Here is a 24,858-nt window from a genome sequence, read left to right on the forward strand (position 1 = left end):
TAGGAGAGCTCTTCGGGGCGGGAAACGCTGCGGCGGGCGATCGCCCAGTGTCGCCGGTCGGGTCTGCCAGGTCCGGACGCCGACGCACGCCGCCGCACCGGTGATCACAGTCAGTGGCTGGGCCCTGTGACGTGGACCCCGGCCGACGGGTGCCACCCCAGGCGACGAGAGACCGCCAGGCCGGAGGCGATGAGGGCGGGGCGTACGGCGTGCAAGTCAACCGATCCGGAGGCGACGACCACCGACAGGGCGGCGACCACCTGACCCTCGGAGTCGAGGATGCGCGTGCCCACGGAGTCGACGCCAGCCGTCGTCTCCTCGCGGACGACGGCGACGCCGCTTTCACGGCACTCGGCCAGTTGGGCTCTCAGCTGGTCCGGAGCGGTGACTGTCCGTCCGGTGTACGCCGGCAGGCCCTGCGCCAGGATGCGGTCCAGCAGCTCGTGGTCGGCGTGGGCGAGGAGTACCTTGCCGACACCGGAACTGTGCAGCGGCAGCCGTCCGCCGAGCCGCGAGAGGACGTCCACCGCCCTGCCCGCGGAGAGCCGCTCGACGAGGACCGCCTCGGTGCCCTCCAGGACAGAGAGCTGGACGTGCTGGCGCAGGGCGGTGTGCAGGTCGTCCATGAACGGGAGCGCGACCGCGCGCAGTGAGGCACTCAGGGGCGCGAGGGTGCCCAGCTGCCAAAGGCGCAGGCCCACGGTGAAGGTGCCGTCCGGAGACCGGTCCAGTGCGCCTGCCCGGACCAGCTCCCGTGTCAGCCGGTGGACTGTGGCGTGGGGTATCCCGGTCTCGCGGGTCAGGTCGGCGAGGCTGAGCTGGGGCCTGCCGGGCCGAAAGGCGAAGAGTACGTCGAGCAGGCGTGCACTCACGCTGCGGCCGGGCTGCGCGGAGTGGGGCATCTCGCTTCCTTCTTTCCCGTCTCAGGCTCCGGCTTCTCCCGCAGAGCGATTGGTATCTGTCCATTGAACGGACGGGCCTGTTCCTAGTTGCCGGTGGGTGCGATGAACATCAAACGGTCAACGGGGTTTTCACCTCGATGCCTACATAGGAAGGAGTGGGGCGATGTCCGCTCTCACACAGCATGGACCGAGAATCGCCGTCGTCGGCGGCGGTATCGGAGGTCTCGCCGCCGCCGGCTTTCTGCGCCGGGCGGGGCTCACCGCCACCGTCTACGAGCAGGCGCCCGAGGTCGCCGAGGTCGGTGCCGGGCTGATCGTCGCACCGAACGCCGTGCGGATGCTGCGCCGGCTCGACGTCATGGACCGATTCCTGCGCGGTGCCGTTCCGCTGGAGTGGGGCTGGGAGTTCCGGCGTTGGGCGAACGGCGACGTGCTTTCGGTGGAACAGTTGAGCGGTCGATGTGAGGAACTGTACGGCGAGCGCACCTACGCAGTGCACAGGGCGGACTTGCTCGCCACGGTGCGATCGGCTGTGCCGGACGAGTGGATCCGGCTTGGGGCTCGGTGCACGAAGGTGGAGCAGGACGGCGATCGTGCGGTGCTGCACTTCGCCGATGGGAGCCGGTCCGAGGCCGACATCGTGATCGGTGCCGACGGCATCCACTCCGCCGTCCGTGAGGCGGTAGCGGAACCTGGGCCGCCCGAGTATTCGGGGCTGTGTGTGTTCCGCGCGATCGTGCCCGCCGAGGCGGCGCCCGCATTCACGCTCCGTCCGGCCCAGACCCTGTGGATCGGTCCTGGACGCCACTTTGTTCATTACCCACTCGCAGGCGGCAAGGCCGTCAACATCTTCGCCGCGGCCCCGGCTGGGGAATACGCCGAGGAGTCGTGGACCGCGACCGCCACGGCTGAGGAGTTTCTTGCTGAGTACGCCGGGTGGGATTCGCGGGTAACCGACCTGATCGCGGCAGCCGACGGGGCTCCCATGCGCCAGGCTCTCTTCGATCGGGCGCCGCTGCGGCAGTGGTCCCGTGGCCGGGTGACGCTTCTCGGTGACGCGGCACATTCCATGTTCCCCTTCTTCGCTCAGGGCGCCGCTCAGTCCATTGAGGATGCCGCTGTCCTCGCTCGCTGCCTGGCGGAGGGCGGGGATGCCCCGGAGCAGGCATTGGCCCGGTACGAGACTGCGCGAATTGGTCGTACCACCCGCCTGCAAGAGGTGAGCCGAGTCCGTAAGAACGTCAACCACCTTGCCGACGGGCCCGAACAGCAGGCTCGTGACGTCTCCCTCGCCGACGCCGACCCACTGCTGGCCAGCGGTTGGATTTACGGCTACGACGCCGAGGCTGTGCTCGACGCGTAGCCACTCGGTTCCCGGCCCTGGATTCAGATGGTCCCCCCGAAAGTCTTGAACTACGGGTGGGGGATGAGCCTGGCTGTCCTGCTGCCAGGCTTGGGGGACACCCTGGAACAGGTTCTTCAGCCCGCATATGTGGTGGTCTCCGCTGGTGGCACCCGGAGACCACCTTGGCGGCCCTGGTCTCGACGGTGCGGTTGCGAGGCTGTCCCGTGTAGGCAACAGGTGGATGGTCCGCCGTGGCCTATCCACCGGCAGGCATCGTTCCAGCGCCGACCGGGATGGGATCCAAAAACTCTTCGGCGGTGCGGTACAGGACCGCGGGGCGTGCTGAAATACGCGGCAGGAGTGGGTGATCGACCTCGGTGTTCCTGGACGCCACGTACCGGGCGTCGCGTTTAGGTGTACACGAGGGCAGGGCCTTTCCGGAGTGACGGCGGGGTGCGGCACAGGAAGCTTTCTGGCTGGTGGGTGCAGGGGGGAGGGCCGGGAACCGCCCCGCAGGTAGGGTCGGACCGTGGCAGCGGAGGAGACGACGTCAGGTAAGCGGCAGAGCCGGAGAAGCCCCGAGGATCCCGGGCGCCGGCGTGATCCGGTGCGTACCCGGCGCGCCATCCTGACTGCGGCCGCCGCCGAGTTCGGAACGCACGGCTTCGACGGCGCGCGGGTCGTGCGGATCGCGAAGGCCGCCGGCGTCAGCCACCAGCTGATCACCTATTACTTCGGCGGTAAGCGCGGCCTCTACGAGGCGTTGAGCGAGCAGTGGCTGGAAACCACCATGCCGCTCACCTTCGCCCTCCCCTACGCCGAGGCCGTCCAGCGCTATGTGCACATGGCGCATGAGGACCCGGACTGGGCGCGCACGCTGGCTCGTGAAGAGTTCGGCGCACGGCCGCCTGCCGAGGACGACCGGGCTGCCGAACTGTTCAAAACCGTCGAGGGGCTGCGTGCTCGGCAGGCCCGTGGCGAGTTTCGCTCTGATCTCGATGTCGGTGCTGTGTCCCTTGCATTCTTCGCCGCGTCCATCGCACCGGTTGTCCTGCCGTGGATCGCCCGTGAGTTCACTCAACAGGATCCGGCATCGCAGGAGTTCACCGAGCACTATGCCGAGCAGGTGTCCCGGATGATCTCTGCGCTGGCCGAGGCTGCGTTCGGCGAGTCGGCAGCGGACGGGGAGTCCGAGGCGACCGAGTCCGTGCCCGAGCCTGGAGCTTGAGGGCCGGACGGCGCGGCGCTCACCCCGGTGGCATCCGTCGTGCCATTTGAAGATGCGCGAGCTGCCAGCCGTCCGACGGCGATTCGACCCAGACGCGGGTGACAGCGGCCTGGATGACGAACGGGGTCAGTTCCGGAACGAAGGATACGCGCATCTCCTGCAGGCAGGAGACCACGGCCGTGCCGCCGAACCTCCGCACCGTGACCTCGAAGGTGTCCACCTGGCTGGTGCGGCCCAGCCGGCCCGCGTAGCGCAGCCACTCGTCCGCACTGTGCAGGTGGCCGACCGCCGAGTGCACGATGACGCAGTCAGGGTGCAGCAGGGCGCGCAGGGCCGGCTCCGGGTCGGGGAGCGTCTGGGCCGCGCGCCAGGCGGCTTCCGCCTCCTCGACCGTGGCCGGGGCGGCGGGCGCGGTGGGAGGGGAGGGAGGCGTGGTGGTCACAGTTCCAGCTCCAAAATCGGGGTGTTCGAGCGGGACGAGCACGGGGTGAAGAGCCCTTCGGCGCGCTCGTCGTCGGTCAGTACGTCATCCCGGTGGTCGGGCTCGCCGGCGCGCACCCGCACGATGCACTCGCCGCAGATGCCCTGGCCGCACGAGGAGGCCGCCGCGACGCCGTTCGCCAGGAGCACGTCCAGGACGCTCTGGTCCTCGGGGACCGGATACTCGGCTCCCGTCGAGGCGAGGCGCACGGTGAATCCGCCCGGCTGTCCCCGGTCGGCTCCGGCCGAGGTTGGAGCCGCGCTGAAACGCTCCTTGTGCAGGGCAGACTCGGGCCAGCCCATTGCGGTGGCCTGGCCCAGTACGTGGTCCATGAAGCCGCCCGGGCCGCAGACGTAGACCGCAACGCCTGGGGTGGGTGTCCCCAGATCGCGGGTCAGGTCGAGGCGGTGTGCGGGGTCCTCGTCGTCGAAGTGCAGGGTGACGCGGGGGTGGTCCGCCAGGTCGGCGGCGAAAGCCGCCTCGGCGCGGCTGCGGGCGCAGTAGTGCAGGTGGTAGTCGCCGCCCGTGCTGTCGAGGGCCTGGGCCATCGACAGCAGCGGGGTGATGCCGATGCCGCCCGCGAAGAGCCGGTGGCGGCGGGCGGGGGCGAGGCCGAAGCGGTTGCGTGGGGCGGCGATGCGCAGGGTGTCGCCCTCGGCGAGGGCGTGCATGGCGCGTGAGCCGCCGCGCGAGGCGGGCTCGGCGAGCACCGCGATCCGGTACTGCTTGCGCAGCCCTGGCGGTCCGCACAGGGAGTACTGCCGGACCGGTGCCGTCTCGCCCGGCTGTATGTCGATGTGGGCGCCGGGCTCGTACTCCCACAGCTCACCGCCGTCGGCCCGGGCGAGGTCGAAGACGGCGATGCGCGGGGTGGCGTCGTGGCGAGCGACGACGACCGCGTCCGTCCAGGTGGTGCTCACGTCCCGGTCACGCTCCCGAGGCCGCGGGGGCGGCTGTCCCCGCGGCGCCCGTGGCGTTGGCCTCGGGCTCCGGCCGGGTGAAGAGACCGGCCTCCACGCGGCGGGCGGGCTCACCGGGTGCGGCGACGCCGAGCGGGGTGCGACCGGCCTCGACGTCGTCGACCATCGTGCGCAGCATGCGGCGGAGCATGACGACGCCGCGGTCGGAGGGGGCGAGGGTTTCCTCGGAGTGCTGGGTGATGTCGCCCTGCGAGCGCTGGGCCTCGTAGTCGCCGGGGAAGCGCTGCTGCTCCTCCTCGGTCAGCTCCCAGCCGTTCTTGCCGTTCTGTTTGATGCCGAAGACGAAGGAGGCAGCCCGCTCCGGGTCGGCCGAGCGGATGGAGAAGACCAGCCGGTGGTGGGTGTCGTCGACGGGCACCACCCAGATCAGCATGTCGTGCCGGACGTCGGGGGTGGCACGGACGAAGTCAGGCAGGGCGAGGATGTTCGGCAGCAGGCACTCGACCGACCAGTCCAGGTCGACGGGCTCGCTGCCCTCGCCTTTGGTGTCCCGGTAGCGCCAGATGTACTTCACGCCGTGGTCGGTGCGGTGGTAGGAGGTGCGTTCGGCGGCCGTGGTGGTGTCGTAGTAGTCCTCGGGGAAGCCCGTCGTAGCGGTGCCCTGGAACTGGTAGCCGCTGTGGTTGGAGTGCAGCCAGGCGGCGTGGACGGGGTCGACGGCGTTCTCGAAGATCTGGAGCCAGTTGAAGTCCTGTTCCAAGCCGAGGACTTCGGTTCCGGGAGCCATCCAGTCCGTGTGGTAGGACTCGCCCTCGCCGAGCGGCTCCAGGCACTCGTAACGCGGCAGCGGCGGCTTGAGGTCGGGCGGCCCCATGTAGACGAAGACCAGGCCGTAGCGCTCCTCGACCGGGTACCAGGGCTGTCGGGCAAGTTTACGGCGCAGGCCGCCGTCCTTTTCACAGGCTTGTTCCAGGCAGTGGCCCTGGATGTCGAACTTCCAGCCGTGGTAGCAGCAGCGGATGCCGTCCTCCTCGATGCGGCCGTAGTAGAGGCTGCTGCCGCGGTGCGCGCAGCGTTCGAAGACGACGCCGGCACGGCCCTGGCCGTCCCGGAAGACGATGAGGTTTTCTCCGAGCAGGCGGGCGCGGTGCGGGACCTCGGAGGTGAGGCCGGCGGAGCGGGCGATGGGGTGCCAGTGGCGGCGCAGTGCCTCTCCCATCGGCGTGCCGGGACCGACCTCGGTGAGGCGGGCGTCGTGGGTGGCGGGCTTGCGGCCGTAACCGGTGCCGGTGTCCGGAGCGGTGCCGGCTGTGGTGGTGGCCATGCTGGTCTCGGTCATGCGGGTGTCTCCTCGGCGTTGAGGCGGTGACGCCGTTTGTACGGCCCTGATGAATTCCTGTCAATGCTTCCGACCTGCATTGATGAAATGCTTGCAAGGGTCTGGCGGGGTGACGAGCCCGCTGTTACGTTGGCGCCGCGCCGAGGTGCCGGGCCGTTGCGAGGGTCCGCGCCGGTCCGCGCATTTCCCCTGCACGAAGGAGACGACGATGTCTGGGACTTCCGCGTGAGCGCCGGAAACAGCACCGAGTACGACTACGTCGTGGTCGGCGCCGGAACCGCCGGCTGCGTCCTGGCAGCCCGCCTGTCCGCCGATCCGGCCACCCGTGTTCTGCTGATCGAGGCGGGCCCGCCCGCAGACCGCGATCTGCTCGTTCGACTCCCCGTGGGCGTGGGCCTGTTGTCGGGACGCGACAACATCAGCTGGGGCTACGAGAGCGAGCCCGAACCGGGCCTCGGCGGCCGGACCGTCCCGGTCCCGCGGGGCCGCCTGGTCGGCGGCACCGGATCGATCAACGGCTCGACCCATGTCCGCGCCCACCGCCTCGACTACGACGACTGGGTCAAGGCCGGCGCCACCGGCTGGGGCTGGGACGACCTGCTGCCCTACTTCCGCCGCTCCGAGCGAAGCTGGCGCGGGGACACCGATCACCACGGCGGCTACGGCCCCGTCACCGTGTCGACCGCTTCCCGGCGCGGCCCCTTCGGGCAGCGCCTCGACCGCGCGGCCCGCTCGCTGGGTATCGCCATCCCCGACGACACCCAGGCCGGCGACCCCACCGGCGCCGGCCAGTGCGAGAACGCCCTGCACCGTGGCCGGCGCCACAGCACCGCCGCCGCCTACCTGCGCCCCGTCCTGCGCAAGCGCCCCAACCTGACGCTGCTCACCGGAGTGCTGGTCGACACCGTCCTGCTGGAGAACAGACGCGCCATCGGCGTCCGCCTGGTCAAGGAAGGCCGCAGCCGGACCGTCCGGGCCGCCCGCGAGGTGATCCTCAGCGCCGGTACGTTCAACTCACCACAAGTGCTGATGCGTTCGGGTATCGGACCTGCCGCACAGCTGCAGCAGTACGGCATCGAGGTACAGGCCGAACTGCCTGGCGTCGGCGCCAACCTGCAGGAACATGTGGCCGCCCCGGTCGCCTTCGACGTCAAGGAGCCGGTCACCTTCCACGAGCACCTGCGGGCCGACCGTCTGCTCGTCAACGGGGTGCGCTGGCTCCTCGCGGGCAGCGGACCGCTCGGCGGAATGCCCGAGTTCCTCTCCGCCTATGTGCGCACCCGCCCTGACCTGGACCGGCCCGACGGCTTCCTCGGCATCCTCGCCGGCGGCTTCGACGCACGCCCCTGGTTCCCCGGGATCAAGCCACTGCGCGGACGCCACTGTGTGGCCCTCAATGCCGTCGCCACCCCGCGTGCCAAGGGCTCGGTCCGGCTGCGCTCCGCCGACCCGTCCCACGCCCCGCGCATCCTCTACAACTTCCTCACCGAGCCGGACGACCTCGCCAGCCTGCGCGAGATCGTCCGCACCACCCTGGCGCTGCTGAACACCCCCGAGGTCGCCCCCATGATCGAGGCGGTACGCATGCCCGGCCCCGAGATCCGCACCGACGCCGAGCTGGATGCCTTCCTGCGAGAGGTCGCCTACCCGGGCAACCACGCCAGCGGCACCTGCGCCATCGGAACGGACGACCAGGCCGTCGTCGACCCCGAGCTGCGTGTGCACGGCATAAACGGACTGCGGGTCGTCGACGCGTCCGTCCTGCCGACCGTCCCCGGCGCCAACGTCAACGCGACCGTCATCGCCGTCGCCGAGCGGGCCGGCGACCTGATCCGCGGCATTCCGACGGCCACCCGTACCTCCGTCGTGGACAGGAGCGCGGCATGAGAGCGCCGCTGAGCTACGTCATCGCCCACGCTGCCGCCGAGGCCGCGCTGGCAGCCGCCCGGGCCGAGAGCGCCGCCATCTGCGCCGTCGTCACCGACCGCAGCGGAGGCGCCAAGGTGCTCCTCGCAGACGACGGCGTCGGCCCCATAGGCATCGAGACCGCCCGCCGAAAGGCCCACACCGCGGCCGTCTCCGGCATGGCCACCTCGGCTTTCGCGGAACTCGCCGCGAGCCCCGCCATGGCCATCGCGCCCGTGCACCTCCTCGACGACCGGCTGCTCCCCGTCCCCGGCGGGGTACCGATCACCGTCGACGACGGCGAAGTCATCGGCGCCATCGGCATCGGCGGGGCGGACGCCGCCACCGACGACCGCCTCGCACGCCAAGCCTTGAAAGCGATCGCCGACCTGCTCGCCTGAACACGTCCGCTCGCCCACCCCGTAACCGCATTCACTCCCGAGGAGAAGAGCAGTGATAGAAGGCAACCTCGTCGTCGAAGGCGTGGCCCACAACTACAACTTCAGGCCCGAGAACTGCGTCACCCCGCCCGTCGGAGCCGCCATCGGCGAACACCTCTACAGCCTGCACAAGCGCACCAGCGGTCCCGCCTACACCCTGGAGCGCTCCACCTACATGCAGGGCGCCGGTGCCGACATCATCGGCCGGGCCCTGCTCGCCGAGAGCCAGACCGACATCGTCGCCTTCCACGAGACACCCATCTACGGACATTTCAAGGACGGCGGCTCGGCGCTGCACGTCGGCCTGGAGATGCGCGAGAAGTGGCCCGAGCGCGTGCTGATCTACGGCGCGGTCTCGCCCCTGCGGCCCGGCGTGCTGGACCGGGTCGACGAACTCGTCGAGAAGCACCGCGTCAACGCCCTCAAGCTGTACCCGATCGATGTCGTCGACGGCCGGGTGACCGCACTGGACATGGGCGACCCGGAGGTCTGCTTCCCCGTCTTCGAGCGGGCCCGCAGGCACGGCATCAAGGTCGTCGCGATCCACAAGGCCCTCCCGGTCGGCCCCGGCCCCAGTTCCGCGCTCGGCGTGGCCGACGTCGAGGCCGCCGCACTCGCCTTCCCCGACCTGCAGTTCGAGGTCGTCCACGGCGGTATGGCCTTCGTCGAGGAGACGGCCCTGCAGCTGGAGTCGTTCCGCAACATCTGGGTCAACCTGGAGGCCACCTCGTTCATGGCCGTCTACGCACCCCGGCGCTTCGCCCAGGCCATCGGTGCTTTCCTCGAGGCCGGCGGCGGCGACCGCATCATCTGGGCCACCGGCTGCGACGCGGTCCACCCTCGCCCGGTGATCGAGGCGTTCTGGAACTTCGAGATGCCCCGCGACCTCGTCGAGGAGTACGGCATGCCGGAGCTCACCAAGGAGATCAAGGCCGGCATCCTGGGCCGCAACTTCCTGCGCCTGCACGGCATCGACGAGAAGAAGCTGCGCGAGCGCATCAGCGGGGACGAGTTCGACACCGACGAGCTGCAGCCCGCGTGGGGCGGCCGGATCGAGCCCGCGGGCGACGAGGTCCCGGCAGGTGCCCGGTGAGCGTCACCGAAGCCCAGGTCCGGGCGGTCCTCAACGAGATCGTCGACCCGTGCAGCATCACGGCGGGCGTCCCGGCCGGCCTTGACGACATGGGACTCGTCAGCGGTGTCCGCGTCGAGGAGGACCCCGCCGGGACGGAGGGCCGGCACGTCGCGGTTACCGTCGGCGTGACCGAGCCCAGCTGCGTCCTCATCGGCTCCTTCGCGAGCGAGGCGCACGCGCGCCTCGCCGCACTGCCCGGCGTCACGTCCGTCGAGATCAGCCTCGCCGACGACTACGACTGGACCCAGGACCGGCTCGCCCCCGACTACCGGCAGCGTCTGGAGGAGCACCGCGCGCGCAAACGCCGTACCCTCCCGCTGCTCGTCGCGAGCAGCGCGGCTGCCGCCGGACGCGACGATGAGCACTGACACCGCGCGGGACGCGGCGGCCCGCAACGCAGAGACCATGAGCCGCTTCATGGAGGGGCTCAGTCAGGCCCCGCCCCCGCCCGAGCGAGTCGACCCGGATCCGGTCCGGGTGGTGCGTGACATCGCGTTCCGCGCCGCCGACGGCGGGGCGGACCTGAGGATGGACCTCCACCTCCCACAGGCCGCATCGGCCGGAACCCCGGCCCCGGCGATCGTCTGGTTCCCAGGGGGCGGTTGGCGCCACCAGCGCCGCGGCTACGGGCCACGCCTCGCCCGGCTTTTCGCCGAGCGCGGCTACGCCATGGCCGACATCGAGTACCGCTCCTCCGATACCGCGCCGTGGCCGGCACAGCTGCACGACGTGCTGGCCGCGCTGCGGCACCTGCACTCCATCGCCGACGGCCACGGGATCGACGCGGACGCGATCGGCCTGTGGGGCAGCTCGGCCGGCGCGCACCTCGCACTGCTCGCGGCGCTCGCCACGGCACCCGACGGCACGGCCGCAGTGCCGGGCGTCCGGGCGGTGGTGGCCGGCTACCCGCCCACCGACCTGCTCCGGCTCGACGACGACGCCCTGCCGGGCGGCGTGCTGGGGGTGGACGCCTCCGACCCGGCCTGGGGCCTGCTGGGTGGCCGCCCGGCCGATCGGCCCGAAGCCGCCGTCGCAGCCAGCCCGGCGCATCAGGCACATCCGGACGCACCGCCCGTCCTGCTGCTCCACGGCGACGCCGACCTCCTCGTCGGCCCCCGGCAGAGTGTCCGCCTGCACGACGCCCTGACAGCCGCCGGCGCCGAGTCCCATCTCCTGCTCGTCCACGGCGCCGACCACAGCTTCCTCAACACGGGCGACTGGGAACTGCGGCCGAGGAGCGCCACCGTGCGCTCCTCCCGCAGCCCCGGTACCGAACGGCAGGCGCTGCTGACACCCGCCTTCGTCGAGCGCTTCTTCGACCGCCACCTGCGAACGGACCCCTGGAATGCCTGAGAGACCAGCACGCGGCAGGGATGTGGGGCGAGCCCTCTCCCGCGTCGCCCTGGCCGCCGTCTTCGTCACCGGAGGCAGCCAGGTGTGGCGGCGCCCGGACGGCCCGGCGCAGGCGGCCTCGTCCCTGCTCGGTCGGTGCCGCAGAGCGGTGCCGCCGCTGGACCGCTTCACCGACCGCCAGCTGGTCCGCGCCAACGCGGCGCTCCACGTGACCGCCGCTGTGGCGCTCGCCGCCGGCGTCGCCCCGAGGGCCTGCGCCGCAGCTCTCGCCGGGTCCCTGGTGCCCACCACACTCGCCGCCTTCCCCTTCTGGAAGGAGCCGCCCGGCCCGCAACGCGTCCACCAGCAGGGAGACTTCCTCAAGAACGTCGCCTTGGCCGGCGGCCTGCTTGCGTCTGTTCTCACGGGTGGACGGCCCGGGCAGGCGCCGACCACCTCGCCACCCATGGAAGGAGCAACACCGTGACCTCCTCTCCCGCAGTCTCCGAACAGCAGCGTCAGGTCGAGGACGAACTGGTCCGTCGGGTGCTCGCGTCGTTCGAGAACACCCCGGAGCCCCGTATGAAGGAGGTGATGCAGGCCCTCGTACGGCACCTGCACGCCTTCCTCCGCGAAGTCCGGCTGACCGAGGACGAGTGGCAGCACGCCATCGACTTCCTCACCGCGGCGGGCCACATCACCACCGACACCCGGCAGGAGTTCATCCTCCTCTCGGACGTCCTCGGCGCCTCGATGCAGACCATCAACATCAGTCACGAGGCCGATGGCATGGCCACCGAGGCCACCGTGGTCGGCCCGTTCTTCGTCGACGGCGCTCCCGAGATCCCCCTCGGCGGCGACACGTCCGGCGGCGCCGCCGGCGAGCCCTGCTGGGTCGAGGGCACCGTCACCGACACCGACGGCAAGCCCGTTGCCGGGGCGCGCCTGGACGTATGGGAGGCCGACGAGGACGGCTTCTACGACGTCCAGTACGACCAGGGCCATCTGGCTGGGCGGGCTCACCTCCACACGGACGAGCGGGGCCGCTACTCCTTCTGGGGCCTCACGCCCACCCCGTACCCCATCCCGCACGACGGGCCCGTGGGAGCCCTGCTGGAGAAGACCGCCCGTTCACCGCTGCGCGCTTCGCATCTGCACTTCAAGGTCAACGCACCCGACCTGCGCACCCTCGTCACACACATCTTCGTCGAAGGCGACGCACTGCTCGGCTCCGACGCCGTGTTCGGCGTCAAGGACTCCCTCGTCAAACGGTTCGAGCGACAGCCGCCCGGCACTCCCGCGCCCGGCGGGCGGGACCTGGGCGCGCAGAGCTGGTCCCGTGTGTGGTTCGACATCGTGCTCGCCCCACAAGCCCCTTGAGGAGAGAACCCCCTATGCGATTCGAGCACGAGACCCTGGCGCAGCGCGTCCGCTTCGCGCCGGGTGACGCGCCTACGGCGGTGTGCGCCGAGGTGGAGCGGCTGGGCGGCTCGCGGGTGATGGTGATCGCCTCAGCGACCGAGAACGACCTGGCCGGGAAGGTGACCGCGGAGCTGCCGGTCGTCCTGTGCCACGACGAGGTGCTCATGCACGTCCCGGTCGCGGCCGCTGAACGGGCCCGCGCCGCGGCCACCGCGCATGAGGTGGACCTGATCGTCAGCGTGGGAGGCGGCTCCACCACCGGCCTGGCCAAGGCCATCGCTCTGACCAGCGGACTCCCCATCGTCGCCGTCCCCACGACCTACGCCGGCTCGGAGGTGACCAGCGTCTGGGGACTGACGGAAGGCGCCCGCAAGACCACGGGATCGGACCCACGGGTCCTGCCGCGCTCGGTGATCTACGATGCGGCACTCACCCTGTCCCTGCCCGTGGCGATGAGCGTCGCCTCCGGGCTCAACGCGCTCGCCCACTGCGTGGACTCGATGTGGGCCCCGCGCACCGACCCGGTGGACCGGGTCCTGGCGGGGGAGGGCATCCGTGCTCTCGCAGCCGGCCTGCCGGACGTCGTCGGCGACCCGGCCGGCCTGCCGGGACGCGAGCAGGTGCTGTTCGGGGCCTACCTGTCGGCGGTGGCGTTCTCGTCGGCGGGCTCGGGCCTGCACCACAAGGTCTGCCATGTGCTGGGCGGTGCCTACAACCTGCCGCATGCCCAGACCCACGCGGTCGTCCTGCCTTATGTCCTCGCCTTCAACGCGCCTGCCGCGCCGGAGGCCGCACGGCGGATCGCGGACGCCTTCGGCGCCACTTCAGCCGTCGAGGGCCTGCAGTGGCTGCGGCGGGCAGTGGACGCCCCGAGCGCCTTGCGCGATTACGGCTTCGCCGAGGAGCAGATCGAGGACGCTGTGCACGCGATCCTGGAGGCTGTTCCGGTGAACAACCCACGCCCGGTCACTGCTGACGGCCTGCGGCAGCTCCTGCGCGCGGCGTGGGCGGGCACGGACCCGATGGCGTTGGACGGTACGGAGAACTGAGTAACGGCTCCGAGGGCCCGTACAGCGGGCCCTTCGTACGGGTCGAGCCCGGCCGAGGCGGCCGAGCCCGACCCGCGCTGTGCGGCGCCGGGCGAGAGGCCGGGCCTGTGCGGACCGTTCCCGTGGGATTCCACCCAGGCTGACGGTGACCCCGCTCGTGTTCCTGTCGCCACAAATGGCCGACCTGATCGCGGTTGAGAGAAAGGGCGCGGGGCCGCTGCCGTCGTTCACGGGCCCCCGCCCTTGGACCACCACGTCGTGTGCCGGTCGTGCGATGTCGTCGCCGACGTCGACTGCACGGCCGGCGCGGCCTCCTGCCTGACCGCGTCCGACGACCACGGCTTCTCGATCGACGAGGCCTGTCATCCCTTGGGGCTTGTGCCCCGACTGTTCCACCGCCCGCAGTTCCTGTGCACCGTGATCCACCCAGTTCGGAAGGATTCCCATGACTGAGAACCATGATGCGATCGTCACAGACCCGAAGCCGGAGGAGGCAGATGGCCGCCCGGTCGCGCACGGGCGCACCTTGCACCCGACCCAGGCCGGTGAAAACCGCCATCACCAAGGAGACGAGATGAATGTGACGACGTCGGGCACCACCGCCGAGGTGCTGGCCTCTCCGTTCACCGTCAACAAGCTGCAGCTCAAGAACCGCATCGTTCTCGGCCCGATGGCAGTGCTTCGTCCGACGGAGGATGGCCGCCCGAGCGAGCAGACCATCGCATTCCTCACGCGACGCGCCAGGGGCGGTGTGGGCCTGGTCATCGTCGGCGGCTCGGTGGCGAGCGAGCGGGCGTGGAACGAGTCGCCCTTCTTCCCGAACCTCCGCTTCGACAAGGACGAGTTCGTCGCGGACCTCGCCCGCCTGGTCGACGCGGTGCACGCGGCCGGATCGCCGATCTTCGCGCAACTCTTCCCGAGCTTCGGCCGTATGGGCGTGCCGCGGAACGGCGCATGGATCTCGGCTGCGAGTCCGAAGTCGGTCGACTTCGGCTCAGGCGGGCTGCCGGACCATCTCTACGTCCCGGGCGGCCGTGTCACACCGCTCCCGCACGAGGCGACGGTCGAGGATATCAAGGGCCTCGAGCGCGACGTGGTCGAGTCGGCGAGGAGGGCGAAGGCTGCTGGTTTCGACGGTATCGAGATCGCCGCGCACATGTGTTACTTCTACTCCTCGTTCCTCTCGCCGCTGGCGAACAAGCGGACCGACGAGTACGGCGGCTCCGCAGAGAACCGGGCCCGTGCGCTGCGGGACGCCATTGCCGCGGTCCGCGCCGAGGTAGGTCCCGACTTCCCCGTAGGCATCCGGATGAGCGTGAACGACCACATGCCTGACGGCCAGGACGCCGATGGCTTCGCCGAGGTGGCCGGCCACATCGTCAAGGCCGGCGTCGACTTCGTCTCGCTCACTGAGGGCAACTACGAGTCGATGGGAGACAACATCCCGTCCGCTTCTGGAAACATGCTGGCGCACGGTGAGCCGCAGGCGTTTCGTGCGGCGGTCGGCGACGGCGTCCGGCTGTTCCTGTCGAGTACGCCCGACCCGCAGCAGGCCGGCGAGGCGATCGCCGCCGGGCACGCCGATGCGACGATGCTCGCCCGGCAGATACTCGCTGATCCGGACTACGCACTGAAGGTCGTCGAAGGGCGGACCTCCGAGATCGTGTGGTGCGACCACGCCAACTCATGCCTGCGTCGGCTCGTCCTCAACATCCCGGTGGCGTGCCACAAGAACCCCGAGATGGGTCGTGAGGACCCGGGTGCGAAGGTCTCCACGCCGGGTCAGAACTTCGTCGTGTGGGCCGCGGGCAACGCCTCGCTGATGAAGACGGCCGATGCGGTCGCCCGTGCGCTGCCGAAGAAGAAGCGCTGAGAGATCGCCCAGCGATGACCACCTTTCTCGACACCCGGGCGGTTGCCCCGTCCGACCGTCCGGAGTACTGGTCGGCGGGCATCGCCGAGCACTTCTTCCCGATGGGCGTCGAGTCGGTCGGGCCGCACCCGTTCGAGGCGCGGCTCACCGGCGGCCCGGTAGGCCCTGTCGCGGTGCGTTCGATCACCGGCGCGCCGCACACCGCCAGACGGACCTCTCGCATGATCGCCGAGGGGGACCCTGACTGCATCCTGCTCTACCTGCTACGCAACGGCTCCTGCAGGATCGAGCAGGACGATCGTTCCTGCGTGCTGGGACCTGGCGCCCTCGCGATCCACGACACCTCGCGGCCTTCGACCTTCGAGGCGCGCGACGGCTTGGACGTGACGGTGTTCAGCTTCCCGAAGTGGCTGCTCGGCGCGCGGGGCAACGGCATCGTCCGGAGTACGGCGATGAAGATCGCGCACGGCAAGGAGTCCGTGATCCGGCTCGGCACGCCGTTCCTCGCCGGGCTCGCGCGCACCGTCGAGAGCTCACCTGTCTCCGAGCAGGAGGCTGAGGGCCTCTCCGACATGCTCGTCGCCATGCTGTGGACCCTGCACAGTGGCAGCGACGCCGTTCCGACCCCGGCGAATCGCTCGGACGCCCTGCTCGGACGGATGCGCCGCTACACGCTGGAGCACCTGCACGACCCCGGGCTCGGGCCCGAACAGATCGCGCGCGCACACTTCGTCTCCACGCGATACGTGCACAAACTGTTCGCCGCGTCCGGATGTGGCGTGTCCGCCTGGATCCGGGAGCAGCGGCTCGAACGGGCGCTGGCCGATCTGCGCCGGTCGAGCGATGCCTCGATCGCGTCGATTGCGTCGCGGTGGGGGTATCGCGACCCCGCGAGCTTCAGTCGTGTGTTCCGTCAGACCTACGGGTGCTCCCCGCGCGACCTGCGCCGTGGCGCCTGACAGCACAGCAAGTCGCAAGTCGCTCGGAACCCTCCAGGAACCCGGCCTTGTCGAGCGGAGGGCGAGCGGCGTGGATCGGCGCGCTTCGCCGGTCAGCCTGACAGGGGTCGGCCGTGCCGCAACCGAGAACAGCGTCTTGTCCCGCGTACCGTCCGCCAGTTGACGCGTAGCCCGGTACTGGCTGAGATGGGCCCCTGTACGTGCGGACGGGGGCCCATCTGTGCTGAAGGTCTACTGCTGCGGGAAGCCCGCCTGGCGGAAGCGCGTCCCCCAGATTCCCGACTTGCCGGGCGCGATGATGCCGTTGGGGTCGAGCGTGTCCTTGATCGTCTCGTTGAACCGCCGCTGCGCGTGGTCGTTGAAGCCGAACTGGTCCGCCGCGAGGTCCATGAACGACAGGTGGGCGCGGTACTCGCCGTAGCCGAGCTTCCCGGCTGCCGCGACCATCCGCTTGGCGTGCTCGTACGCGGCATGCACCTGTGCCTGGTTCTTGGTGTCGAAGGGGATGACGTTGATGAACGTCGTCGCCCGCGCGTTGATCGGCAGCATTCCGCCGAGGTAGTCGAAGCCCGCGTCGGTGCACATCTTCGAGAACAGGTCCTGGGCGGCCTTCGCGTGCTGTGCGGTCAGCGGGATCACCGGCGAGAAGTCGACGTGCCCGCCCTCGTCGCCGCCCGACCACCCGGCCATCTTGTAGAGGTCGAGGCTCGGAACTCCGATCTGGACCCGCTCGTGCGGGTTGGGGAGGGTCTCCCACTCGTCGGCACCGTGCTTCTCGCCGAAGACCGAGACCGTCGGGATCGACTCGAAGCGCTTCTTGAGCTTGGCGAAGTTGTAGTCGACGACCGCCTCGTCGCCGTACAGCGCGAAGCGCATCGTCCAGCGCCCGAGCCCGAGGTCCTTGGCGATCTTCTCGATGACCTCCTCAGGCATCGCGCCCGGGCCGTCGTACCACTCCGCTCGGGCGGTCATCATCGACGCCATACAGAGGGTGTTCGAGAGCTGCGGGCGCATGTCGATCGTGCCGTCAAGCATGAGTTCGCGCAGCGCGTCGACCACGGCGGGCATCTGAGAGTCATCCCACAACTGCAGCCACAGCGGCATGTAGATCTCGGGCTTCGGCATCAGCCAGTAGCCCATCTTCGTGACGATTCCGTAGTTCGACTGCATGAACAGCTCGGTGGACGTCGGGCCGAGGCCGCGCTTGTAGAGAGGCCAGGTCGGGTTGTTGTCCATTGCGCCGGAGCCGGTGCGCAAGAGGTCGCCGTTCGGCAGCACCACCTCGAAGCCGCAGTGCGACGCCTGGTCGATGCTGTACGGCATGTAGGTGAGACCGTGCTCGAGGGTGTTCGAGACGACGCCACCCCAGCCGATGTCGACGATGGAGGCGACAAGGTTGTGGCCGCCCGCCTCGATGGCGTCGTGCAGGTCGAACCAGCTCACGCCCGGCTCCACGATCGCGTAGCCGAGCTCCTCGTTGATCTCGAGGACCTTGTTCATGTTCCTGAACGACAGCATCAGTGTGCCGCGCACCTGCGGCGCGGCACCGCCGTAGCCGTTGTTCTTCCCGCGGCTGATCGGCCAGACCGGGACGCGGTGCTCGTTGGCGATCCGGGCGATCGCCTGGACCTCCTCGACGCTGGTCGGGCTGACGACGCCCGACGGGACGTTCGTGGCGGAACCGGGAAACTGGTAGGGATCCTGGAAATCCGCGAGGGACTCGGCGTCGGTGACCACCTTGTCGTCACCGATCGCGGCAGCGATCGCGACGAGTGCACGGTCGAGGTCGCCCTCGGTCAGGCCGGGTGGGATCGGTCGGGTGGTGTCGAGCATGGCTCCTCATCTCTCCCTTGAACAGTTCGCGGAGTGGTTGGTTTCAAGCGGTTCTACTCACGCCCGCGCCTGGACGGTGTTCGGTGCAAGCGGACTGGGCAGATCCCGCACAGAGTTGTGCACTCCGTGCACGTCGTCGGCGAGGAGCATGCTCGCGGCGGTGCGCTGTGCTGGGATCGGGCACGTCAGCAGAGAACCAAGGAGGAAGTGACAGTGTCCGGTCGTCTAGAAGGCAAGGTCGTGCTGCTTACCGGGATCGGCAGCGGAATGGGCCGGGTGACGGCACAGCTCCTGGCACGAGAGGGCGCCACGGTGGTCGGCTGCGACCTGAACCCGGAGGGTGCAGCCGGCACTGTCCGCCTGGTCGAGGCCGAGGGCGGCACCATCGACTCCAGCGCTCCCGTCGACCTGAGCAATCACTCCGACGTCCAGACGTGGATCCAGGACGCGGTGGCGAAGCACGGGCGTATTGATGTGCTCTACAACAACGCGAGCATGCCGAAATTCGCTCCGTTCGCCGAACAGAGCGATGAGGACTATGTCTTCACGATCGAGAACGAGCTGCATCTCGTCTGGCGCGCGTCGCAGATCGCATGGCCCCACCTCGCGAAGGTGCGCGGTGCGATCGTCAACATCGGTTCCGCAGCGGGTCTCGCGGGCGTCCGGACGTTGCCGCAGGCCGCTCACGCCGCTGCCAAGGGTGCGGTCATGGCCCTGACCCGTCAGCTCGCAGCCGAGGGCATTGCTGTCGGAGTCCGCGTGAACTCGGTGAGCCCCGGCGCCATGGGAACACCGCCGGTTCTCGCGATGTACGAGGAGATGGGGGCCAACGCCCCCGTCGCTCCCGTGCTCGAGCGCACGATCACCGGAAAGCCGGGAGATCCGATGGCAGTCGCCTACGCGGGGCTGTACCTGGCCTCCGACGAGGCCGCATGGGTCACGGGGACGAACATCGTGGTCGACGGCGGGGCTGGCGCGATCATGTAGCGGTCGCATTGCTCACGCGCCGGCGGCTACCAATGCGCCTCGCCAAGTCCAGCGCAAGAAGGAATGGCCGCGTCTCGCGACGGGGCCATTCGTCTTTGCCGGATCAGACCGGGGGAGCGACGAGCATCCCCCTTGTCGGGGTCGTTGAACATACGCGCGGTGATGCACTCGTCCATAGCCCTTCAGTGTGATCCCGCCCGTGGAAAACGCTTCGGGGCAGGGCGGCCACCAGGGTCCGCAGATGGTCCTCATCGACGTCCGGACCCGGCCGCGAGGCCGAGCTCACGGTCATCGACGCCTCGACCGGCTGACGCGTCGACGGGGCCGAGTACGTCTTCGCCGCCGGACCAGCGGCCGGCCCGATCACGCGCCGGCGCTATGAGGGCCTGGCACACGCGCCGGAAGCTGCATCGCCTCGCGACGTCAGTCGAGCGCGACTATCCGGTGGCGGACGAGTTCATCGCGTGGGCGCGCAGGCAGTCCGGCGACTGGGCTGCGCGCCCATAGCTGGGGCTGGTTTCGCCCCCGGGCCCACCAGGCGGCTGCCTGGTGGGCCCACAGGCGGGCAGGATGCAGCCCGGAGAGGGTGCACACGGCGCGTGTCACCGCCGATCTGGGGGGCCTACCCCGCCCCGGCCTCAATGAGAAGCCAACATCACCGCACGCACCGTCCCTTCACAGCAGGTTGCGGTTGAACGTCAGCGCCGGAGCGGCGTTCTGGACGAGGGATCGAGCCTGGTCGGGCCACCATTCACCGGCGGCAGGGTCTACGACGCCGTATTCGGGATCTACGGTGCCGCCGGGTATGCCACGGTTGCACTGGCCGTCGGACTGGCCCACGGTCTTGATCCAGAGATAGGCGTCCACCAGAGGCACTCCGGTTCTGGCCGTCGGCCGAGCGCCGATGCCGCGGTCCGGTGCGTTGCACCAGACCTGAGGGTCGCCGGTGTACTTGTCCTTCGGCGGGGTCCACGCACCGCGCCCGTTGCGACTCGTGTCGACGACGAAATGGGTGCGTTGGGACGCGGGCGGGGTCCCGACGTTCTGCTGGAACCACTGGTCGGTCCAGTGCCAGGTGCTCGTGTCATCCGGATCCACGGCGTTGCCGGGCTGTCCGTCGTTCGGTGCGGTCGGCGAGTAGTACTGACCGGCGCACCAGTCGGCGTGCCCGCGCGCCCAGTCCGGGCCTTCGGTGGCGAACCAGAGGCAGTCGGAGACCCAGGTGCCGTAGCGACTGTTCTGCTCGGTGGTCAGGTTGTTGGAGACGTTCAGCGAGAACCCCTGAGTACGCGTCACTCCAGCCTGCAGCAGACGCTGGGCGATGTCACCGACGCTCTTCCAATGGCTGTTGCCCGCGTCCAGATACACGGAGGTGCCCGGCTGTGCCTCAAGGGCGTCGATGGCGATGTTGAGGTCGGCGATGCGGCCGGCGGTGAGGGCGCCGGTCGGATCGGAGTCGGGACCGCAGTCGGAGGGCAGGTTCGCCAGACCATCCGGTTCGAGGACGACGACCGCCTTGCCGGTGCCAATTCCCTGAGCGAAGCCCTTGACCCACGCCTGGTACTCGGCGTCGGACTGCGCGCCCCCGGCCGAGTACAGCGAGCAGTCGCGCAGCGGGATGTTGTAGGCGACGAGCGTCGGCACCGTGCCGGTGCGCCTGGCGTCACGCATCAGCTTCTCCACCCTGCTTTTCACCTCGGAGGGGGTGCCGTCGGTGAACCAGGTGGCCTCGGGCCAGCTCGCCAGTTTCGCCATCGCCGCGGCACCGGCCACGTCGTGGCTCTTCAGGTCGGTGACGGCCTGGCGGGCGGCGTCGCTGCCGGGATCGACGTAGAAGCGGGTGTCGCTGGGCAAGGTGTGGTCGGCCGCTGCCGACGGTGGCGCGGGTGTGGCTGCGGCGGGGGCGGCGAGGCCGAGCGCCAGCGCGACGGCGATGGGAAAAACGGATCTGGGCAGGCGGTGTGCCATCGGTTTCCTCGAATGTCGGATCGAGCTCGGTCGAGCTCGGTGAGGGCGTGGGTGGGGCGCGCCGATGTGCGTTTCGGGCGCGTTGACCGACCGGGCCGGCGATTGCCTTCAGCGGTGGGCGGGGCTCAGTAGCCGTAGATCATCTTGTAGGCGGTCTCGGGGAGGAACTGCCCGGCGGTCGAGCCGGCCCCAGTGCCGCAGTTGCCGTCGGATTCGCCCGGGGTCTTGATCCACAGCAGCATCTCGGCCCCACCGCCGATCTGGCTGGATGTGCCGGTCTTGCGGCCGGCGGGGTTGCACCAAGCGCCGTTCGAGCCGTTGCCGTTGCGGCCGGTGTCGATCGTGAAGGGCCTGGTGTAGCCGAAGGAATTCTGCAGCGCCGAGTTGACCGAGTTGGCGTAGTTCACGTTCTGGGCGGTGGAGTAGTAGTTGGAAACGTTCAGCGCGAAGCCGTGGGTCCGACTGAGGCCTGCGGCGTTCAGGTGCTGGGCCATCGTGGCCGCGCTGATCCAGCCGGGGTTTCCGGCATCCAGGTATACCCAGGTGTTGGGGGCTTTGGCGTTGAACTGGGTGATGGCGTTGTTGAGCAAGGAGTTGCGTTCGGCTATTTGGGCGGAGGTCATGCAGCTCACGTCGCCGAGCGCGTCCGGCTCCAGGACGACGACGGCGGGGCGGTTGCCGATGCCGTCGGCGAACGCCGCGATCCAGGTGTTGTACGCGGCGACGCTACCGGCGCCGCCGCCGGACTGGCCGCCGCAGATGTCGCGGTTTGGGATGTTGTAGGCGACCAGGACGGGCAACTTGTTCGAGGCGCGGGCCGCGCCGACGTAAGCGCCGGTGGCCGTGCCTATGGCACCGCTCCAGTTGCCGAACCAGCGGGCCATGGGCTTGGCGGCGATGGAGGCGCCGATGGCGGCGGCGCGTCCGTCACCTGCGTTCGCGGCCACCCACGCGGCGGGGGTGGAGTTGGGGTCGACGTAGAACCCGCTGGTGCTTGAGAGGGGATCATCCGCGTGCGCAGCCGCGGGGGCCGCGAGCGCCAGCGGAATCGCGAGCAGGATCGATGCGAGCAGACGGGTAGGCCTACGGATGGTGAAACCTCTTTTCGACCGGGGTCGTCCCGCGGCCGGTGAGGCCGGCGGTTCGACGAAGAACGGGTGCGGGACGGGTGGGGCCGGGCGTCGCCCGTTACCGGAGTGGTGGCCCGGTGAATGGCTGCTGGAGCGCACCCGTGTTCGCGCTCCCGGTTCTGCGCAAAGGAGCCCCAGGAGCAGTTTTTTGGAACCGCTTCCGGTCGACTCGCCGCCCTATGTCGCGCTGAGCAATCGTGGATCTGGCTCTACAACTGTGTCAAGACGCGTGCAGGTACCTGCTCACCCCGGTAGGTGTGGCAGGGGAATGAGCGGCTTTCCGGAAGCGCTTCCAGTAGAGTGCGCCCCGGATGAGCCCCGAGGGGCGCTACCCTCCTGACGTATCAAGATCGAGGTGATTGTCGTGGCGGACGAAGCGACGCGTCGGAGGCCGACCCTGGACGAGGTGGCCGAGCGTGCGGGCGTCTCCCGTACCGCGGCGTCGAGGGTGCTCAACAACGCACCTCACGTCAGCCGCGACAAACGCGATGCCGTGCAGCGCGCGATCAGGGAACTGGGTTACGTCCCCAACCCCACCGCCCGTGCACTGGCGACGCGGCAAGCGGGCGCGGTCGCGCTCATCGTCTCCGGCGACGACCCCGCGATCTTCGCCGACCCGTTCTTCGGCCAGGTCGTCGCCGGCGCCGCCACGGTGCTGGAGGAGACCGACCTCCACTTGATGGTCTGCCTGGCCACCTCCGCCCGGGGGCAGTTGCGCGTGCAACAGTTGCTGCGCACCCGCGCGGTCGACGGCGTCATGCTGATGGCGCTGCGGGAGAAGGACCCGCTGACGCGGCTCGCCCTGGACGCGGGGGTGCCCGCCGTCTTCGGCGGACGGCCTCTGGGGGAGGACGTGCCCTCCTTCGTGGACGTCGACAACGTCGGAGGCGCCCGAGCCGCTACCGAGCACCTGATCGCCCTCGGTCGTACACGCATCGCGATGATCACCGGTCCGCCGGACACCGATGTCGCCCGGTCCCGACTCCGCGGCTACCGCGAGGCTCTCTCCCTGGCCGGGCTGACCCCGTACGGCGAAGAGGCCGGCGACTTCACCGAGCGCGGGGGGATCACCGCCATGGACTCGTTGCTCGCCCGCATTCCTGACGTGGACGCGGTCTTCGCCGCCAACGACAACATGGCGGTGGGGGCACTGAGGCCACTGCGCCGTGCCGGCCGCGTGGTGCCCTCCGACGTCGCCGTCGTCGGATTCGACGACCTGCCGGTCGCCGAAGTGTCCGACCCGCCCCTCACGACGATTCATCAGCCCATACAGGCCCTCGGCCGCGAGATGACGCGGATGCTGCTTGCGCTCATGGGGGGTGAGAACCCGAGCCCGCTGATCCTGCCGACCCGGCTGGTTCGGCGGGAATCCACGTAGGACCCGACTCCTCGATCTCGATGGGTCGCCCGCCGACCGAGAACCCCGTGCGCATGCGTATCGTTCGGTGCGCTGCTGGCGGCATCGGCGCCGGCAGCCGGCCACGTGGTGCTGTCAAGAGCAGGTGGGCGTTCTCGAGCGGAGCCCAACGCTGCCGCTGACATGCGGATGCGGGTGGGCTCTCGCCCAGTCCCGTCCCTCCGACGACCCGCGGTGGGGTGGGTGCGCTCGGGTACCTTGACGGATGTCTTGACGGAGGTTGGTGGACACCGAATAGACGTTGCGCTCGACGCGGCCGATGTCGTCCTCGTGCAGAAGCCTCGGCATGGTGTGGTGATCCTCTCGTTGCGGTGGGACCCCCCGACGGAGCCCTGTCACCGGGTGAGGGGCCCTTCCTTCCCACGCCGCGCGCCCATGTCACGGCGCGGAAAGCGACCGGCTGGAGCACTCCGGGTGAGGCACACCGGGACCGCGGGCGGGATTCCGGCTCACAAACCTACCTGAGCGCGGACGACGGACGGACGAACACCCGCGTCACACCCTGCCTCGCGGCCCGGACACATCACTTGGCGTCGCGCGGGAGGTCGGCCGGAGTGGCTCCGGGCGGGCCGAGGATGATGTCGCCGAACTCCTCCGTGACGGACTTGAACAGCTCCATGTCCCACTCGGTTTCGGTGGTGGCCAGGTGGGCGGGGGTGCCGGTGCGGCCGATGAGCTCCGCGAACCTGGCGGGCGAGGTGATGGCGAGGGTGCGCGCACCGTCGTCGCCCGCCTTGATGGTGTGCGGAGTGTTCATCTTGACGGCGTAGTAGTCCCCGGACCGCAGGGTGAAGGTGTCCGATCCGGACCAGACCGTAAGGGTGCCGGAGACGACCCAGATGCGCTCCTCGTAGCCCGTGTGCACGTGCAGCGGGGTTCCCGCACCCGGAGGCAGGGTGACGTCGGAGATGTCGTGCCGGCCCTCGGTGTCCTCCGCGGAGGCCAGTACCGACAGGCGCAGGTGCTGGCCGAGAACGAACTGGCGGTCCTCCGGGACCGGCGGCGGGGAGGGGAAGTTGGACATACGTGTGACTCCTGCTCGGAGAGCGACGAAGGGGCGCGGAACCACGAAGAGGCGTGGGACGCGAAGTGAGGAGATCCGGCGAAGGCCGATTCATTTCACTGTAGAACATGTCTATCGAATGCAGTGACATGTGCGCAGGGGAATCGGCGGATGCGCGTGTTTCTCTTTG

22 protein-coding genes and 1 pseudogene are annotated in these 24,858 nt (G+C 69.8%); 15 read left to right on the top strand and 8 right to left on the bottom strand.

The window, feature by feature from the left end:
* Positions 1-110: 110 nt before the first annotated feature.
* A complete protein-coding gene (locus tag ACFY16_RS32140) occupies positions 111-902 on the bottom strand; it encodes an IclR family transcriptional regulator (RefSeq protein WP_390650725.1) in 792 nt (263 codons plus the stop codon).
* 163 nt (positions 903-1,065) lie between these two features.
* On the opposite strand from ACFY16_RS32140, the gene ACFY16_RS32145 reads away from it, so the two are divergent.
* Together ACFY16_RS32145 and ACFY16_RS32150 are read left to right on the top strand one after the other, a co-directional pair.
* On the top strand, positions 1,066-2,265 hold the full coding sequence (locus ACFY16_RS32145; protein ID WP_390650726.1) for an FAD-dependent monooxygenase: 1,200 nt from the start codon (positions 1,066-1,068) through the stop codon (positions 2,263-2,265).
* 511 nt (positions 2,266-2,776) lie between these two features.
* The gene (locus ACFY16_RS32150) at positions 2,777-3,475 is read left to right on the top strand and encodes a TetR/AcrR family transcriptional regulator (protein ID WP_390650727.1); all 699 of its coding nucleotides are present in this window, start codon (positions 2,777-2,779) and stop codon (positions 3,473-3,475) included.
* 19 nt (positions 3,476-3,494) lie between these two features.
* Here the strand turns inward: ACFY16_RS32150 and ACFY16_RS32155 are convergent, their stop codons facing one another.
* Genes ACFY16_RS32155 through ACFY16_RS32165 form a run of 3 tightly spaced genes read right to left on the bottom strand, consistent with a single transcriptional unit; the run spans position 3,495 to position 6,215 of the window.
* Positions 3,495-3,917, bottom strand: a complete 423-nt coding sequence (locus ACFY16_RS32155; RefSeq protein ID WP_390650728.1) for a nuclear transport factor 2 family protein — start codon at positions 3,915-3,917, stop codon at positions 3,495-3,497.
* The gene (locus tag ACFY16_RS32160; protein WP_390650729.1) at positions 3,914-4,876 is read right to left on the bottom strand and encodes a PDR/VanB family oxidoreductase; all 963 of its coding nucleotides are present in this window, start codon (positions 4,874-4,876) and stop codon (positions 3,914-3,916) included. Before ACFY16_RS32160 ends, ACFY16_RS32155 begins: the two co-directional genes overlap by 4 nt.
* 7 nt (positions 4,877-4,883) lie before the next feature.
* Complete coding sequence (locus tag ACFY16_RS32165) at positions 4,884-6,215, bottom strand: Rieske 2Fe-2S domain-containing protein (RefSeq protein ID WP_390650730.1); 1,332 nt, start codon at positions 6,213-6,215, stop codon at positions 4,884-4,886.
* Positions 6,216-6,440: 225 nt separating this feature from the next.
* Here ACFY16_RS32165 and ACFY16_RS32170 point away from each other — a divergent pair, with 225 nt between their 5' ends.
* The 11 genes and pseudogenes from ACFY16_RS32170 to ACFY16_RS32220 all read left to right on the top strand — a co-directional run bounded on the left by ACFY16_RS32170 (position 6,441) and on the right by ACFY16_RS32220 (position 16,330).
* Positions 6,441-8,102: a GMC family oxidoreductase gene (locus ACFY16_RS32170; RefSeq protein ID WP_390650731.1), complete on the top strand. Its 1,662-nt coding sequence runs from the start codon at positions 6,441-6,443 to the stop codon at positions 8,100-8,102.
* Positions 8,099-8,521 (top strand): heme-binding protein, encoded by a 423-nt coding sequence (locus ACFY16_RS32175; RefSeq protein WP_351145863.1) that lies wholly within the window; start codon positions 8,099-8,101, stop codon positions 8,519-8,521. The genes ACFY16_RS32170 and ACFY16_RS32175 overlap by 4 nt, the downstream gene beginning before the upstream one ends.
* Positions 8,522-8,573: 52 nt before the next feature.
* A complete protein-coding gene (locus ACFY16_RS32180; protein ID WP_390650732.1) occupies positions 8,574-9,653 on the top strand; it encodes an amidohydrolase family protein in 1,080 nt (359 codons plus the stop codon).
* Positions 9,650-10,063 carry a metal-sulfur cluster assembly factor gene (locus ACFY16_RS32185; protein ID WP_390650733.1) on the top strand — a complete coding sequence of 138 codons (414 nt, stop codon included), beginning with the start codon at positions 9,650-9,652 and terminating at the stop codon, positions 10,061-10,063. Before ACFY16_RS32180 ends, ACFY16_RS32185 begins: the two co-directional genes overlap by 4 nt.
* A complete protein-coding gene (locus ACFY16_RS32190) occupies positions 10,053-11,048 on the top strand; it encodes an alpha/beta hydrolase fold domain-containing protein (protein ID WP_390650734.1) in 996 nt (331 codons plus the stop codon). Before ACFY16_RS32185 ends, ACFY16_RS32190 begins: the two co-directional genes overlap by 11 nt.
* Positions 11,041-11,514: a DoxX family membrane protein gene (locus ACFY16_RS32195; protein ID WP_390650735.1), complete on the top strand. Its 474-nt coding sequence runs from the start codon at positions 11,041-11,043 to the stop codon at positions 11,512-11,514. Before ACFY16_RS32190 ends, ACFY16_RS32195 begins: the two co-directional genes overlap by 8 nt.
* Entirely contained in the window at positions 11,511-12,407 is an 897-nt protein-coding gene (locus ACFY16_RS32200; RefSeq protein ID WP_390650736.1) for a dioxygenase, read from the top strand. Before ACFY16_RS32195 ends, ACFY16_RS32200 begins: the two co-directional genes overlap by 4 nt.
* Before the next feature lie 14 nt (positions 12,408-12,421).
* Complete coding sequence (locus ACFY16_RS32205; protein WP_390650737.1) at positions 12,422-13,498, top strand: maleylacetate reductase; 1,077 nt, start codon at positions 12,422-12,424, stop codon at positions 13,496-13,498.
* Positions 13,499-13,747: 249 nt separating this feature from the next.
* Positions 13,748-13,919: pseudogene (locus tag ACFY16_RS32210) on the top strand (transcriptional repressor); the annotation flags it as partial.
* A gap of 153 nt (positions 13,920-14,072) precedes the next feature.
* Positions 14,073-15,371: a hypothetical protein gene (locus tag ACFY16_RS32215; protein ID WP_390650738.1), complete on the top strand. Its 1,299-nt coding sequence runs from the start codon at positions 14,073-14,075 to the stop codon at positions 15,369-15,371.
* Positions 15,296-16,330 carry a helix-turn-helix domain-containing protein gene (locus tag ACFY16_RS32220; protein ID WP_390650739.1) on the top strand — a complete coding sequence of 345 codons (1,035 nt, stop codon included), beginning with the start codon at positions 15,296-15,298 and terminating at the stop codon, positions 16,328-16,330. The genes ACFY16_RS32215 and ACFY16_RS32220 overlap by 76 nt, the downstream gene beginning before the upstream one ends.
* A gap of 231 nt (positions 16,331-16,561) precedes the next feature.
* Here ACFY16_RS32220 and ACFY16_RS32225 read toward each other — a convergent pair whose 3' ends face one another.
* A complete protein-coding gene (locus ACFY16_RS32225; RefSeq protein ID WP_390650740.1) occupies positions 16,562-18,163 on the bottom strand; it encodes an FAD-binding oxidoreductase in 1,602 nt (533 codons plus the stop codon).
* A gap of 126 nt (positions 18,164-18,289) precedes the next feature.
* Here ACFY16_RS32225 and ACFY16_RS32230 point away from each other — a divergent pair, with 126 nt between their 5' ends.
* A complete protein-coding gene (locus ACFY16_RS32230) occupies positions 18,290-19,150 on the top strand; it encodes an SDR family NAD(P)-dependent oxidoreductase (RefSeq protein ID WP_390650741.1) in 861 nt (286 codons plus the stop codon).
* A gap of 675 nt (positions 19,151-19,825) precedes the next feature.
* On the opposite strand, the gene ACFY16_RS32235 is transcribed toward ACFY16_RS32230, so the two are convergent.
* Positions 19,826-21,118 carry a glycoside hydrolase family 6 protein gene (locus ACFY16_RS32235; RefSeq protein WP_390650742.1) on the bottom strand — a complete coding sequence of 431 codons (1,293 nt, stop codon included), beginning with the start codon at positions 21,116-21,118 and terminating at the stop codon, positions 19,826-19,828.
* A gap of 125 nt (positions 21,119-21,243) precedes the next feature.
* The gene (locus ACFY16_RS32240; protein ID WP_390650786.1) at positions 21,244-22,209 is read right to left on the bottom strand and encodes a glycoside hydrolase family 6 protein; all 966 of its coding nucleotides are present in this window, start codon (positions 22,207-22,209) and stop codon (positions 21,244-21,246) included.
* Positions 22,210-22,612: 403 nt separating this feature from the next.
* Between ACFY16_RS32240 and ACFY16_RS32245 the strand changes: the two genes are divergently transcribed.
* Entirely contained in the window at positions 22,613-23,626 is a 1,014-nt protein-coding gene (locus ACFY16_RS32245) for a LacI family DNA-binding transcriptional regulator (protein WP_390650743.1), read from the top strand.
* A 562-nt stretch (positions 23,627-24,188) separates the two neighbouring features.
* On the opposite strand, the gene ACFY16_RS32250 is transcribed toward ACFY16_RS32245, so the two are convergent.
* Entirely contained in the window at positions 24,189-24,689 is a 501-nt protein-coding gene (locus tag ACFY16_RS32250) for a cupin domain-containing protein (protein ID WP_390650744.1), read from the bottom strand.
* Positions 24,690-24,858: the final 169 nt, after the last annotated feature.

Source organism: Streptomyces sp. NPDC001315 (genome assembly GCF_042896175.1).
Classification (GTDB): Bacteria; Actinomycetota; Actinomycetes; order Streptomycetales; family Streptomycetaceae; genus Streptomyces.

What these genes read in the sequence shown, in the direction of transcription:
- ACFY16_RS32205 (WP_390650737.1), top strand. Translation starts at nt 12,422, where the DNA reads ATGCGATTCGAGCACGAGACCCTGGCGCAGCGCGTCCGCTTCGCGCCG.
- ACFY16_RS32250 (WP_390650744.1), bottom strand. Translation starts at nt 24,689, where the DNA reads ATGTCCAACTTCCCCTCCCCGCCGCCGGTCCCGGAGGACCGCCAGTTC.
- ACFY16_RS32190 (WP_390650734.1), top strand. Translation starts at nt 10,053, where the DNA reads ATGAGCACTGACACCGCGCGGGACGCGGCGGCCCGCAACGCAGAGACC.
- ACFY16_RS32195 (WP_390650735.1), top strand. Translation starts at nt 11,041, where the DNA reads ATGCCTGAGAGACCAGCACGCGGCAGGGATGTGGGGCGAGCCCTCTCC.
- ACFY16_RS32235 (WP_390650742.1), bottom strand. Translation starts at nt 21,118, where the DNA reads ATGGCACACCGCCTGCCCAGATCCGTTTTTCCCATCGCCGTCGCGCTG.
- ACFY16_RS32165 (WP_390650730.1), bottom strand. Translation starts at nt 6,215, where the DNA reads ATGACCGAGACCAGCATGGCCACCACCACAGCCGGCACCGCTCCGGAC.
- ACFY16_RS32140 (WP_390650725.1), bottom strand. Translation starts at nt 902, where the DNA reads ATGCCCCACTCCGCGCAGCCCGGCCGCAGCGTGAGTGCACGCCTGCTC.
- ACFY16_RS32225 (WP_390650740.1), bottom strand. Translation starts at nt 18,163, where the DNA reads ATGCTCGACACCACCCGACCGATCCCACCCGGCCTGACCGAGGGCGAC.
- ACFY16_RS32215 (WP_390650738.1), top strand. Translation starts at nt 14,073, where the DNA reads ATGAATGTGACGACGTCGGGCACCACCGCCGAGGTGCTGGCCTCTCCG.
- ACFY16_RS32145 (WP_390650726.1), top strand. Translation starts at nt 1,066, where the DNA reads ATGTCCGCTCTCACACAGCATGGACCGAGAATCGCCGTCGTCGGCGGC.
- ACFY16_RS32175 (WP_351145863.1), top strand. Translation starts at nt 8,099, where the DNA reads ATGAGAGCGCCGCTGAGCTACGTCATCGCCCACGCTGCCGCCGAGGCC.